Origin of the sequence: Gordonia humi, assembly GCF_014197435.1 — a bacterium.
Taxonomy (GTDB): Bacteria; Actinomycetota; Actinomycetes; order Mycobacteriales; family Mycobacteriaceae; genus Gordonia; species Gordonia humi.
On record NZ_JACIFP010000002.1, the window covers coordinates 104,156 to 117,994 of the forward strand.

Below are 13,839 nucleotides of genomic sequence, written 5' to 3' on the forward strand. Positions count from 1 at the left end.
TCTCCTTCTCAGCGGGTGAAACGAGTCGAGGCCAGACCACGCCCGAGGGGCAGAGTCCAGAACAAGGCGACGTCGTGGTCACCGTCACGCCATTCGAGTTCGGTGATCGCTGATTCGTCGGCGGCGGTCGCCACGCGAGCACACGCCCGGTCGCAGTCGTCGCCGTCGCGGCCGGTGACTGACACGCTCATCGACCAGATCACCCCGTGATAGCCCGAGCCCTCTTTCAAATCTTCGGCCCGCCGCGCGGACGCTTCGGCCATCGTGTCGCCGGTACCGTCACTGATCCGGCCACGGCGCTGCTCCTCCAACGCCCGCGCGTGGTCGGTGGTGCGGTGCTTACGGGTCACAGTCCGCGCTTTACGTCCGGGCACCAGATCCATGCTCACGGCGATCGTGCGGATGGTCGGTGAGCGTGGCACCCCTTCGGCTTCGTCGCCCTCGTCCGGGTCGACGCCGGTCAGCAAGGGCGCGAGCCAGGTCGGGTCCAACCCGACCGGTGCGACTTTGCCCGGCGGGACGACCGCGACGCGGGTATGCCAGGCGGTGGTGTCTGCGCCGAGTCCGGTCGGGCGCATCACGACCGATTCCGGTTCGCCGACGTAGGAAGGAAAGCAGTTCTCCCACCGCACACCCTCGTGGCGTTCGAGCGGGTAGGACGGGTTGATGATGCCGCGGATGGCTGCGCACGCACGCTGTTCGCCGAGAACGTCGACGCGCCCGTACCCGGAGTTCTCCAACGCCCGCTGTACTTGGGCGACCTCGTCGCGAATGATCTGCGCGACACCACCCTCCACGGGCGCGTTCTTCGAGGTCGCCAGCCGGTGCGCCTGCTTCATCAGCTCGGCCGATTCGGCGATGCACACCACCATGTAGCAGCGGTGATCTTCCGCGTGGGGGCTGATCTCGTCGATGACATCGCCATAGGAGACGATCGGCCACCCGTCCGGTCCACCGAGCATGTCCAAAGTCTCCGCAGGCAGCGCGGCAACCTGCTCGCTGACCCACCGCTCGTGCGGGGTCATGTCCGAGGGGACCGCCCGCGAGAGCATGCTGATCCGGCGAATATGGGAGGACTCGCGCGCCGAGGAATTCAGCAGCTGGTCGGAGAAGGCATCCATGTTCTGCGCCCACTTGGCATCCGAGCGCAACCCCTCGGCCAGGCCCTGCACGGACAGGATGATCGAGAAGTAGTTCGCCTCGCCCGGATTGTGGTGATACAGGATGAACATGTCATCTAGGCCCGTACCGTCCAGGTCGAGGGGTTCGACGTGCCCGAGCGGGACCGGCCGAATCCATCCGGGGTCGAGGTCGGGGTTGTTGTAGTCCGCGTCGTCCTCGGCGATGAACACATGCTCACCGCCGCGGCGGCGTTGCCATTCACGGAACTGATGGACCTTGCGCGCTCCCCACCCGGTCACCACCGCACCGATCGCGCCCAGCAGCAGCCCGCCGCCGAGCAGGCCGCCGATCTTCCCTGCGAACAGGACACCGCCTGCACACAGCAGCAGCGCCGCGCCGATCAGGATTTTCCCCGGCATGGACACACCGCCGATATAGCGGGAGGCGACCTCGCCGCCGAGGACAGAGAACCGCACATCACTGGGTGCTTCACTCATGACGATCTGCTCCTTGGGATCTAGTTGGGAGAGGTGGGGGCCGAATCAGCGGCGACGCCGTGAGCACGGTTGGCGGCGTTCATCGCACCGGCCCGCACCCCGGCCCCAGCTCCTGCCTTGACCGCGCCGCCCGCACTGTGTGCGGCCGCCGACCCGGCGACCTTGGTCAACCGCGCCGCGGTACCACCGACCGGGCCGCCGCCGATCGCAGCGAGCTTGCCGAGGTTCCCGGCACCGGATTTAGCCAGACCACCCGAGGGCGCGGCATGCTTCCCGCCGCCGGAACCACCGCCGCCGCCCGCGTCGCTGCCGCCACCTCCTGCCGGAGCACTGCCCGCGCCGGAGGTGTGCGAGCTGGTGGCGTTGGAGTTCATGCGGCGCTGCACACCGCCACCGCCCATACCCATGCCGCCGACGACTTGTCCTGACCCGCCGCCGGAGTCACCCATACGATCGGCGTCTTCCTCACTGGGCAGCATCGGCGCCCACTTGAGCAGCGCGAACGGAGCCACACCGATCGTGAAGAACCCGAACGCGGCGAGCATCAGTTGGCCGAGTGAGGCGAGATCGCCCTCGCCGGTCGTCGAATCGTTCAGTGCCGAGCTGATCACCTCGAACACGACGATCAACATCAGGAACAAGATCGGCACTGACGCCATCAGTGAGATCAGCATCAGCGGGATCTTCAACGCTTTGGGCCGCATCTTGGGAAACACGAGCATCCCGTAGGCGATCGCCGCGCCCACACACGCCAGCGGGATACCGATCTGGTGCATGAGCATCCCGAGATACACCGCGAACAGGCCGAACACCATGAACCCGAACCCGATGATTCCCGCGATCACACCGCCGACCAACGTCTTGTCGGTCAGCGCCCCTAACGTCGACGAGACGTTCTCCACGAGCTCGTCAGTCGTGGTGCCACCGAGTTCGATGATCTGGGTGGTCAACGCGTGCATCATCGCTTGGAGCATTCCGACGAGCATCGGGGTGTAGATCATCAGGACAAGTCCCAATGGCAGATAGCCGACGATGTCGCGGGCCAGAGTGTCCGCGCCACCCTTACGGGCCGCCGACGCTGTGGCCAGCAGGAACATCGCGATCATGACCGTGATCCCCAGGCCGACGCTCATCGCGTACCACTTGAGGAACCACGATTGCGTGAGGTCGAACTCGCCGACCGAGGCCAACCCGGGAAGGACTTTGTCGAGCATGTCCATCGCCGAGGACTTAAAGTAGTTGGCCCACTTCTCCGGCAGTTCCTTGGCGTCTTTCGCGAACTCGACCAGCGGCCCGATCGTGTTGTCCCACAAGAAGCTGTACGCCTTGGCCACGCCCTGCCCGAACTGGTAGGCCGGAGACATCTTCCACACGCCCTCGACCGCGTCGTTCAAGCGGTCGCCGACGTCCCTGTTCTGATCGATCCAGTTCACAGTCCCGGCGAACATCCGACCGATGTTGGTGTTCCACTGCTGGCACACCATCTTCTGATCACGCAACGTCTCTTTGTCGCAGTTGAGGAAGTAGGCGTGTTCGCAGAACCGGAACGAGTTCTTATCGCCCTCGCACGGGGAATCGATGCGTTTGCCGACCTCCTCGGCGTGCTCCCCGGCGGCTGCTTTCATCGCCGTCACCGACCCGTCGTCGGGGCGGCTGGCCCACTTGAATCCCCACGTCGTCATCGACGGGGTCGCCCACTTCTTGATGTCGTCGGCACACACCGGTGACGTCGACGGCCACTCACTGCTGCGACCGGTCGGATAGGCATCGGGCAACATCGCACCGGTCGGGCGGAACGTGCCCGACTCGACTGCCTTCTTCAAGTTCTCCTTCGTCGCCGGTCCCACACCGTCGAGTGAGGGAGCGGTCAAACCTCCCACCTGGCTTTTGATCTGCCATTCGAGGACCTTCCACCGGTCTTCCTCGGGCATCCGCCAGAACATGAGTTCGGGCTCGTGGGTGAGAGCCTGCCCGATGTAACCGGCGACGTCGCCGCCCTTGGATGAACATGCGCCGGTGAACCAGGACGCCGTCTTGAACTCCTCGGTGCCCCCGACCAGCTTGCGCAGATCCTTCGGGAACCCCTTCGGAAGCTCCTTCTTCCCGCCGCTGTCCCCCGACTCCCCTGACTCGTCCGAGGACTCGCCGGACGAGTCGTCGGAGGAGCTGTCGGAGGAGCTGTCGTCACTGGCGGGTTCTTCGGTGCTCGTGGTCGGTGTGTCGGTGGTTGGTTCGGCCAGGGCGGTGCCCAGGCCGTGGCCGGAGAGGAGAACGGCCAGTACCGCCACGCAGATCAGCACACCGCGTGCAAGACGTGTCCGGTTCATACCAGGTTCCTTCTAGTTGATGAAGAAGCTGTAGTACCCGGCGGTGGCCTGCTCGGCGAGCGAGGACCCGGCATCGGGGAACTGTGCCTCTTCGGGTGTGGGGCCGGACTGGAACTCCCAGTCGATGGCTTTCCAGTCGTCATCGATCCATGACAGGGTGACCGTGGTCGTCGACCACAACGTGGCCACGCCGACCTTCCCGGAATCACCCAATGCGTTCTGCCCGACCGTCACCGCCCAGATCGACACCTTGGCCTTGTCCTTGGTGAACAACGGGACCGTCACCATCGCCGGAGCCGAATTCGTGACGTTCTTGCGCTCGGCACGATCGGAGGCACTGTTCAGTACCTCCGTGAGCGCGGCTGACGGGCCCGGACCCACCATCTTCGACTCGAGCTTGTCGCCCGAGACACGCCCGGCGCTGGCCTGATCGACCGCTTGAGTGAACACGACACCGGCGGTCGCTGCGCCGGATCGGTCCTGCGTGAACCCGGTCGGGATACCGTCTTCGATCGAGGTCGGTCCGTGTGCGGACCCGATACCGGGTTCGGAGACACCGTCGCCGTCGTCGGAACCGCTGCACGAGGCGATGACGATCAGCAGGATGACCACCACGGCGATCACCGCGGCCGCGGTGATCAGGACCGGGCGTGACCGCGGCCAGAACCGGCCACCACGCGAGGCGGTCGCGGCAGGTGGTGCACCGTCCGGGTTGGGTGCGGCGACGATGCCGCTGTAGTTCTTCTTCTTCGCCATGACGAGTACTCCCTTGGTCAGATCAGTGCGGTGATGAGGATGATGATCAGGCACACGATCAGGAGTGCCGAGAAGCCCAGCGCCCAGCGGATACGGCGGCGTTTGTGGTCGACCACCACGACAGAGGTGTTCTTGGAGCCGCGGCCGCGGACGTTGGAGGGACGCGAGTGTGCAGACATAATGTGGTGCCTTTCAGATCAGAGATGACAGGGGTTTAGAAGCCGAGAGCGAAGATGACGCCGCCGACGACGACGGACGCTCCGGCGCACACGCCGAAACCGACTGCTGCGTCCATGAAGGAGGACTTGGCGTCGACCTGCTGAGCGGCGAAACCGCGACGGTTCGCTGCCGACCACTTGGCGCCGGCGATGATCATCCACATGGCGCACGCGGCCAGGCACGCGGCCCAGATCGCGGCGATGAAGCGACGCCAGGTCTGCCCGACCGACGGACCGAACAGAGAGAAGTCCGGGGTGACGTCCCCGATCGGGTTCCACGTATCGGCGAGCTGGGTGACCTCAGCGGCCGAAGCGTGACCGGCCACCACGGCGGTCGCGAGTAGTGCCACCGTGAGGGTGGCCAGGGTCAGCCCTGCCCGTCGCAGGAGTGTGGTTGTCTTGGTCATTACTGGTGTCCTTCCTGGTAGTAGGGGGCCTGTGCGGGCCACTGCCCGCTCGGGTGCGGGTAGCCACCCATCGGCATCTGCCCGGTCACCGGGCCACCGGGGTAGCCCATCGGCGGCGCATATCCCGGTGTCGGCGCGGCGCGGCGGGTGCCGCGCACGTCGTATTCGGCCGGTCGGGCGATCGACTGCGGGACCATCCCGGCGTCGAACTCGACTGCACGCGAGCGGGACTTGGCCAGGGAGTCGGCGATCTCGGCGGCCAGCTCGGCGTAGGCGACGCGCGTGGTCAGCGGAAGGCGCTGGTAGACAATCCGTGCCCCGGCGCCCTCGAACGCAGGCTCGTACGGCATGTCCATGAACCGGTGCACGCCCTGCCCGCGCAGCTCCTCGATGATGTCGTCGCGATCGGCATCGGACGCGCCGGGTGCCGGCGCGAGTGCGACGATCGCCGTGGACACCAGAGCGGACAGGTCGCGGGCGTGCATTCCGTCGAGCATCTGCACGACCTTCGCCGCGGCGTCGCGGCGATACGGCATGGGGATGACGACCTGGTGGACATTCTCGGTGACCCACTGCCAGTTCGGCGAGGTGTCATCGTTACCGGTGTCGATGATGGCCCCGGACCGGTGCCGGCGCAGGACTGCTTCGATCGCCGCGCACTCGGCCGCGCCGATCGCCTTCATCCGCTTGGACGACTGGTCCGATGCCAGGATCTCGTCCATCGTCGGCTGCTTACGCAGGAAATGGGAGAGCGCCCCGGACTGGGCGTTCGGGCCCGCGAGCTCGCTGGCGTGCTCGAGTACGTCCCACACACTCGGCTGTCCACCGTTGGGGGCCGCCGAGGTCGCCGCACGCTCAGACAGGGTGCCTTTGGACTCGTTGGAGTCCCACAGGACCACACCGCCGCCCCGGTACTGGCCGAAGGTGTTCCCGAGCATGATCGTCGTCGGGGTCTTACCCATCCCGCCCTTGACGTTCAACACCGCGACCTTCCAGAAACCCGAGAGGGGTTGGCGGATGCGTTCGATGTCCTGGCGGTGACGGACCTCCTCGGAGTCCGGACGCGGCCGCAAATGCATCCCGAGAGCGTTCAGCCGCCCGCGCCATCCCCACTCGGCCGGATCGTCCTCGATACCGGCCGCAGTCTCCAACAGACCCGGACGGGCCTGCCCGATCCCGTCGAGACGGCGTGCTTGCGGGTCCGGGTCCACCAACACCCGACCCTGCGGCTGCTGGATGAAACCCGCGTTCTGGTACTGGCCGTTGTCGGTGTACTCGTAGTCCGGCGGAGCGGTCGGAACACCGTACGGGTTCGGGTTGTAGGGTTCGGCGGCCGGTTCGGCCGCGGTATCGCTGTAAGCCACGGCCGGCGCCGACGGCTCGACATCATCGGCGACCGGTGCCACTGGAGGCTGCGGTTCGGCGACCGGTTCTGTCGAGGCGGCCGTCTCTGCGGCGGGGTCGCTGGTCGGGGTGGGTTCGGTCACGGGCTCCTCCTGCGGTTCGGGGGCGCGGCGGCGTAGCCCTTGGCTACGCAGCTGCACCGGGGGTTCTGCGCTGTAGTCGGTCGGCGCGGCCGGGGCCAGAAAGCCCAGGGCGTCGTCACCGGCGGAGTGCTGTGCGGTCATCTGATCGGTGTCCTTTCGAGTGAGGTGAGATCGGTGCGATGAGGGGGTGTGGTCATTGCTGTTCCTGGATTTGGGTCACCTCCCACCCGTTCGCCGTCTTCTCGGTGATCACCCACGCCGTGGTCGAGGTCGGGTCACCGATCTGCTGGCCTGCCGGGGTCTGGGCGGTCTGGACCACCGAGAACACGAAGTACTTGCGTGTCGGCGAGTCCGGCGCACCCTGGTTGCCCTGACTGGTGACCTTCGGCGTGATCGTGGCTTCACGGTCGGCCCACTGACGCCACTGCCCGTCCGGGCGCAACGACACATCGGCCAGGACCGCATCAGCGAGCGATCTACTCAGCAGCGGCGCCGTGCGAGCGGAGGCATCCGAACGGCTCTGATCGGTGCTGGTGTCCCAGGTGAACCAGATCGTCACCGCCGCGGCCGCGACCGCTTTCGCATCCGAGCGGTCCACGCGCATCCCGCCGGGCAGCGTCGTCTTCGGAGTCGGCGTGGTGAGGTTCGGCGGCGAGAACGTCGTCGACTCAGACGGTTCGTCACCGGGATTCCACTGCTGGGCTTGCGCAGGCGTCGACGACGACGTGCTCTGGTCCGCATCGGGGCTCACGCATGCGGTCGCCAGGGCCACGGTGGCGACCGCGGCCACGGCGGTGGCGATCACCCGGGTAGCGGTGGTGGGGTGGTTCATCCGAATCTCCTTGCATCGGGGTTCGCGCCGACGGCTGAGGCCACGGGCGAGACTTTGACGACGTCGCCGGACTGGGGAGCCTCGACGACCTTTCCGTCGCCGATATAGATCGCGACGTGCTGCGGGTTGCCACCCGCCGGGAACAGAATGTCGCCGGGCAGCCACTTAGCTTGCCCGCCGGTCACGGGCTTGCCGCGCTTGTCGTTGAGTTGGGAGACCGTGTAGTGCGGAAGCTCGATCGTGCCGCCCGATGCCTGAAACACGCCGTGGATGACCAGTCCTGAGCAGTCGAAACCGATCTTCTGGAAGTCGCCGAACGAGTCGGCGACACCACCATCGCGGATTCCCATCGACGGGCCCCTGCCGGTGCCGCCGCCCCACGCATAAGTCGTGCCGCGCCATTTCATTGCCGCCGCGACGACCCGGCCACCGAACCCTTCCCCCGACACCGGGGTGTCAGCGTCCGGGTTGGCGTAGACCGTGCGGGCACGGGCCGGGATGATCTTGATGTAGTGCTGGGTCTCGGCGTTCTGGCACGGGCTGCCTGCTGCCAACGTCGCACCGGGACCGCAGTTGTATGCCGAGAGTGTGAGTTCGACCAGGTCACCGTGGACTTTGCCCGCCGACATCGCATCGCGCATGATGCCGAGCAGTTCGCAGTCGTAGTGGGCCATCGACATCATCGAGTCTGCGATCGAGTAGATGTCCTTCTTACCGTCGCCGTCGCCGTCGACGCCCTTGGCTGCCCACGTGGCCGCCATGAACTGGGCTGGACCGGCCGCACCCGACTTGGGGTTGGTGGCTTGGACTTGGAAGCCGCCGGACTCCTGGTGGGTTTGGGCGGCGATCAAGGGTGCGGAGATCTCCGGGCACACCGTGCCCGCCTTGATGATCCACGGTTCGAACTCGGCCGGGACCGATCCGGGTTTGAGGGTGGAACCGGTCGCGACGTCGCCGCATCCGGTCCCGCGATCGACCGCGCCGACCAGCTCGACGTTCGCGCCGCTCCCCGAGGGCTGCGAGGCTCCGCGCAGCCACGGCATCGGGTCGACCGCGTGCCCGCCCTGCAAGCGGGTCCCGCCCTGCCACAACTCGAAATGCAGATGCGGCCCCGACGACTGGCCCTCGTTACCGACGGCGGCGATCTGCTGACCGGCCTTGACAGTGTCGCCGGTCGTGACCTTGAGGTCGGCGGCGCGCATGTGGCCGTACACGTTCGAGGCTTTACCGTCGTTGAAATCGACGATGATCCAGTTGCCGAACCCTGATGCCGGACCCGAGGCGGCGACCTTGCCCTCATGGGCGGCGTAGATCGGTGTCCCCAACGGCGCAGCGAAGTCCGATCCCTGATGATTCTCCCCGCCACGCGGGCCGAACGGTGAGGACAGCTGGTAGTCCCCGGTCTTGATCGGCATCGTCGTACCGTCGCCCGCTCCACCATCGGCGGGGGCGCTCTGGCTCGACGGCGTCGCCGACGACGATGCCGGTGGTGCACGGTCAGCGGTGCCGCCGACCACGGGTTCTTTCCGTGCGTCGAAGACCTTCTTGGCGAACTTCTTGATGATCTCGTTGCCCGCAGCCTGATCCCCGCCGCTGGGTTTGGAGGTCAGGATCGCTACCGATAGCCACCGGTCGCCGTCGAAGAACCATCCGACATCGTGCGAGGTCCCCGTCAGCTCACCGGTCTTGTGCGCGATCTGATCATGCGGCAGAACCGCACCGAACTTGGTGTTGACCTGCTGGGCTTTCATCGCCGCAACGATCGGTGCCGCCGAGGCGGTCGAGATCTTCGGTCCCCCACCGACGTTGCGGTCGGAGTCGTAGATGATCTGCAACATTTTCGACACGCCGCCGATCGAGAGGACGTTCGGGTCCGCGCCGGAGAACTCCGACCCCAACGCCCGACCCAACCGGGCCTCACCATCGGTGACACCGAGTGTGCGGATCTGCGCATTGACCTGTTCCGCGCCGCCGACCAGCTGCACGAGCTGGTTCGTCGCGTTGTTGTCCGAGACCTGAATCATCGGCGTCAACAGCGGCCTGACCTGGTCCATCGTGAGAGCGCCCGCGTCGATCTTCTTACCGGCGGCCAACGCGACAGCAAGCTTGATCACCGACGCCGACGGCAACAATCCCTTGTCACCGACCGTGAGTGCGGCATCGGTTTTCCCGGCATCGGAGATCGCGACCGCGACCCTGATGCCCTGCTGCTGACCGGCCTTGACCGCTTCGTCGGCGGCCGCAGACATGGTCCCCGAACCCGTTGAGACGTTCGCGACCGCTGTTGCCGATGGCAGGCATGAGGTTTCTTCCGGGGGCGGGTCTTCCGAGCCGCCGAGCATCAATGCGCCGCACGCGCCGAGCAGACCTACCAGCATGACGAGCCCGATGCTCGTCAGCTTGGTAGCTGTCTGCGACTGCTGTGCGGCCATCGCCCTTCCTGACTGTCGCCTACGTTGATTCGTCGCTTGTTCGCGCCCCGCCCGGGCAGATCAAGAACGTGTGAGGGTGTAGAGAACTCACGCCGCGTCAGCGGCGTGTGGGTTAGCCGCTTAGTGCGGTCCTGAATCGGTCGTAGAGGTAATCGACACCGGTCTTCCCGTCGTAGACCGGCTTCTTCGTGTACGAGGTGACGTGCGCGTTCGACGCCAGGAACGACCCGGCATCCAATCCTTCGGAGACCAACTCCGCGAGGTTCTTCGCCCCGTCAGATTTCGCGAGTGTCGTCAGACCCGACACCACAGAGGTGAAGTCCTGACCCTGCACGGACTTGGCGAATTGGACCTGCTCGGTAGTTGCCCCACTACCAAGCATTTCCGGGGACATCTTCTGGCCGGGCTGCAACACCCCGAGCGCGACCGATGCCAGATCCAGAGAGATCGGCAGCAGATCACCCAGTGCCAGTGGGTTACCGGTCTCGACGACCTTCCATGCGACTTCCTGGATCTGGCCGACATCACGCGCCAGGCGGATGATGTCGACATTGCCCAACAGATCCAGGACCAGACCGGCGATCTGGGTGTACCCGGACGGGTCCGGGATCATCGTCACGATTTGACCGGCCATCTTGTAATCCATTTGCGCGGCCATCTTCACCCACGGCGAGAACTGGTTGTTCAGCATGCCCGCGGTGCGGTGAGCGCCCTTGATGTTGCCGGTCACGATCTGCTGCGGCAGCACCTGCAAGTTGCGGATGATCCCCGCATAGTCGGTCGAGGTGACTGCGGCCATCACGTTCATCCCCTGGGAGATGATCGTGTCGAAACGCAGCGTGCCCATTACCTGCGACGCCGTCTGCAACGACCCCTTGTCTTGATCCGAGAGCGGGGCAACCTGGGAGGCCAACGACAACGCCGACGACGCCAACCCCGACAGATCCGCTGACGAAGGATCAGCAACGGAGTCGCCGACATTGGCGATCACCGGGGTATCGGGCTCCCCCGTCGTCGTGGCCACCGAGTCATCGGTGACTACACCCGCAGTCGCAGTCTCGTCGGTGTCAGGCAGGTCAGGTGTCGTCTCGCTCGTGGTCGACGGTGCCCCCGTCGACTCAGTCGATTCCGTCGACTCCCGCAGCGGACTGCTCTCCCCCACCGATGACGTCGGCGCGACCGAGGGCGTCTCCTCCGTGGACTCCGCCTCCGTGGACTTCGCCTCGGTGCTCGTGGTCTCCGGCGCGGTGGTGGTCGGTGCCTCTTCGACGACGGCTGGGGTGGGGCGTGTGGTGCCCAGCGCCTGAGTAGCGGTGTCGACGATCGACGACGCGGTCTTGATGATCCCGGGAACGTCCATCCCGTCCAGGAGTCCGAGGACGTTGCGGGTCTGCCCCTGCGGTGAGTCCGCCTTGCCCGTGAGCCGGGACTTCGCGCCCGGGGTGGTCTTCATCCACTGCTGGGTCTGCAAGACCGGGGTGAAGGTGTTGAGGATCTGCTGCGCGAGCGTGGACACCGCCGCGATCTGCGAACCCGTCCCCGACGACGTCGGCGCTGACAGGCCGTCGGCCGAGTCCGCGAGCTGGTCAGCCGTCGACGGTGCCCCCGCCAGATCAGCCGTACCGAAGTTCGAGGTCAACGACGACAAGTCCGGGCTATCACCGGTCAACGGTGCCCCCAGGGTTTCGCCGAGTTTGGCCAGGAACGGATTCTTGCTCGTGACGTTGCAGTACTTGTCGTCTTCACCGCACAGCCAGAACATCTTCGACGACAGTGCGCCGTAACCGCCCGGGCGCCCACCAGTGATGCCCTGCCCGTCCACTGCAGGGCCGACCACCGCCGAGTCGCCGCGCTTGGGGTCAGCGATCAATCCCACTGCGGCGATTGAGGACGCTGGGACCGGGCCCTTACCGTGCCCGATCTCCCATGCCAGATCCCCCGCGACATCAGCGCCCTGGGAGAACCCGCCCAGCACGATCTTCGAGTCCGGGCAGCGCTTCATCACCGCGGTCAACCGGGCGACGCCGTCCTTCTCCGATGCCTCGTAGGTCTTGCCCTTATCGAACGCGCTGGCCTCGTACCCGGCGTACAACACCGTGATCGAGGACGTGTAATCCTCGGAGAGCTTCTTCCCGACCGGAGCCAGTAGCCCCTTCGGCGTTGACCAGGACGCGCCCTTCGAGGTTTCCCACGTACCCGGAACCAGATACGCCATCAACGGCGAACACCCTGCCCCGGTATCGGCAGCCGCGACGGGTGCAGCGATCGTCGACACCGAGACCAGTCCCACCGCGGCAAGCGCCGCCGGCATGCGCCAACGACGACGGTTCACGAACGAGTTCGATCGAACGGACACAAGAACCTACCTCGCAGATCAGCGAAGGCAATTCCCGTTCGGGACCCGTAGAATCAACCACGGGTCCCGAACGGTGCTCACCTACCGCATCGGACGGACCCAACCTCAGTTCGCGGTCCTGGACGCAGGATCTGACGGCAATCTGGCCCTGCGTTCAGGCCGCGAACGTCCTTCTTGCTAGCGAGGGGTAGAAACTTTCGCTTCGCCCCCTTGGCTGCCTACAGTAAGCGATTCCTAGGCAACACACAAGCGTTATAGAAACATCATACGTACGGCATATATCATGCAAAACCGTGACGGGGTTTGAGCTTCTGATAGATATGTGGGACCGAGCCGACATTTCATCTCGCAGTGAACGGCGCTGGGTCACAATAGTTGGGAGTCCATCGGCTACGGTTTCCATCATGGCTGAGGTATCCGACGATCTGCGCCGTCTAGCGGTCGCTGTCACCGAACGGCGTCGTGTCCTCGGGCTAACGCGTGTGGAAGTTAAAGATCGTGGAGGGCCTGCGGATACCACGCTCGCGCGCATAGAGCAGCCGACTGCCACGACGTCTCCGCCGCGGCCAAGTACTCTTCGTCGTCTAGACGTAGGTCTGGAATGGCCTGAAGGTACGGCTGCGGGGCTCCTCGCCGGTGTGAACGCAGATGGCCCACACTCCCCCATCGGATCGATGAACCTTTCGGACGCGCTGAACTTCACAACGGTCAGTACACCGGTCGACATCATCCGCGAGCTCGTCCGCGTTAGCGACGCGATGCTGATCGAACTGACCGATCTGGGTGCAGCAGCTCCGTCCGCGGCCGACCTGCGCCGTGTGATTCAGAAGCTCACCGCGGTGTACGCCACGGAAGTTCTTGAGCGCGTCGGTGGGCCCGGTGTCTCGATCCCCCCAGCGATCGAGGTTCCGTTCCGACCGCACCTGACCTCGCCATTGTCAGACGATCAAGAGATTCGGCGTGAACAGTTGTATCGTCGCTGGCTCGCGGGCGCTCGTCTCACTGGACAAGACCAGCACTACATCCCGGATTTTGAGGCGCGTTGGCGTGCGAAGCGGCGAGATATTATGCTCCGATCAACGTTCTAACCGTCCGTAAAGGCATTACAGAGGCAGTACAGAGGTAACGCTATGACACCAGCCCGCACTCCATTCAACGAGCGCCTGAGCCAGGCTTGTCACCTCGCCTCCCTCGAACGGCCCGAGACTGGGACTTCCTCGGTGCTCGCAGCGTCGGTGTCCGCCAACCTGGGGGAACGTTTCTCTGACCTCGACGTTGAAGCCTGGCGTGAGGGCGTACGCATGCCCAACGCCGATCAACGACGAGCACTCGCACATGCGCTCGGCTTGGGGAGCGAGCTGTCGCCGTTCCTCGTCTCCGACGAGGAAGAAGTCGTCGGACCCCT

General features: G+C 65.5%; 10 protein-coding genes. 1 reads left to right on the forward strand and 9 read right to left on the reverse strand.

Features of this window, described 5'->3' with window-relative positions:
- Positions 1-8 precede the first annotated feature (8 nt).
- From BKA16_RS23045 to BKA16_RS23085, 9 genes are all read right to left on the reverse strand, one after another.
- Positions 9-1,619 (reverse strand): hypothetical protein, encoded by a 1,611-nt coding sequence (locus BKA16_RS23045; protein WP_183373327.1) that lies wholly within the window; start codon positions 1,617-1,619, stop codon positions 9-11.
- A gap of 20 nt (positions 1,620-1,639) precedes the next feature.
- On the reverse strand, positions 1,640-3,946 hold the full coding sequence (locus BKA16_RS23050; protein ID WP_183373328.1) for an AI-2E family transporter: 2,307 nt from the start codon (positions 3,944-3,946) through the stop codon (positions 1,640-1,642).
- A gap of 12 nt (positions 3,947-3,958) precedes the next feature.
- Positions 3,959-4,702 (reverse strand): DUF8175 domain-containg protein, encoded by a 744-nt coding sequence (locus BKA16_RS23055; protein WP_183373329.1) that lies wholly within the window; start codon positions 4,700-4,702, stop codon positions 3,959-3,961.
- Positions 4,703-4,719: 17 nt separating this feature from the next.
- A complete protein-coding gene (locus BKA16_RS23060) occupies positions 4,720-4,881 on the reverse strand; it encodes a hypothetical protein (RefSeq protein WP_183373330.1) in 162 nt (53 codons plus the stop codon).
- 35 nt (positions 4,882-4,916) lie between these two features.
- Positions 4,917-5,327, reverse strand: coding sequence for a hypothetical protein (locus BKA16_RS23065; protein ID WP_183373331.1), 411 nt, complete (start codon positions 5,325-5,327; stop codon positions 4,917-4,919).
- Entirely contained in the window at positions 5,327-6,955 is a 1,629-nt protein-coding gene (locus BKA16_RS23070; protein ID WP_183373332.1) for a MinD/ParA family ATP-binding protein, read from the reverse strand. Before BKA16_RS23070 ends, BKA16_RS23065 begins: the two co-directional genes overlap by 1 nt.
- A 52-nt stretch (positions 6,956-7,007) precedes the next feature.
- Entirely contained in the window at positions 7,008-7,646 is a 639-nt protein-coding gene (locus BKA16_RS23075) for a hypothetical protein (protein ID WP_183373333.1), read from the reverse strand.
- Positions 7,643-10,078 (reverse strand): peptidoglycan DD-metalloendopeptidase family protein, encoded by a 2,436-nt coding sequence (locus tag BKA16_RS24125; RefSeq protein WP_183373334.1) that lies wholly within the window; start codon positions 10,076-10,078, stop codon positions 7,643-7,645. The genes BKA16_RS23075 and BKA16_RS24125 overlap by 4 nt, the downstream gene beginning before the upstream one ends.
- A gap of 112 nt (positions 10,079-10,190) precedes the next feature.
- Positions 10,191-12,434, reverse strand: a complete 2,244-nt coding sequence (locus BKA16_RS23085) for a cutinase family protein (protein ID WP_221247662.1) — start codon at positions 12,432-12,434, stop codon at positions 10,191-10,193.
- A gap of 674 nt (positions 12,435-13,108) precedes the next feature.
- On the opposite strand from BKA16_RS23085, the gene BKA16_RS23090 reads away from it, so the two are divergent.
- A complete protein-coding gene (locus tag BKA16_RS23090) occupies positions 13,109-13,522 on the forward strand; it encodes a hypothetical protein (protein WP_183373336.1) in 414 nt (137 codons plus the stop codon).
- The last annotated feature ends 317 nt before the right edge of the window (positions 13,523-13,839 follow it).